The sequence below is a fragment of the Paucibacter hankyongi genome, from assembly GCF_037482915.1.
Classification (GTDB): domain Bacteria; phylum Pseudomonadota; class Gammaproteobacteria; order Burkholderiales; family Burkholderiaceae_C; genus Paucibacter_A; species Paucibacter_A hankyongi.
The window spans coordinates 1-257 of record NZ_JBBHJX010000048.1; the positions used below are offsets into that span (position 1 = coordinate 1).

Consider the following 257-nt stretch of genomic DNA (forward strand, 5'->3'; position numbering starts at 1 on the left):
TGTTTATCGGCATCGCCGCCAATGATGCCGCACGACCCCAACCCTGGCGACCGTGTTTGCGCATCCACGTCAACACCGTCGTGCGGCCCTGGATGCCGTACTTCGCTTGCGCCTGTTTGTAGGTCAGCTCGCCCTTTTCGACCTGCTCGACGACCGACAGCTTAAAAGCCATCGTGTAGTCGCGCTGCGTTCGTTTAACGCCTGTATCCATCACACATGCCCTTTCTTGAAGGCAAATGTGTCAACGCAGATCAGGA

1 pseudogene is annotated in these 257 nt (G+C 56.8%); it reads right to left on the reverse strand.

Annotated features, from left to right (window positions below):
- A pseudogene (locus tag WG899_RS22325) lies at window positions 1-211 on the reverse strand (helix-turn-helix domain-containing protein); the annotation flags it as partial.
- Window positions 212-257: the final 46 nt, after the last annotated feature.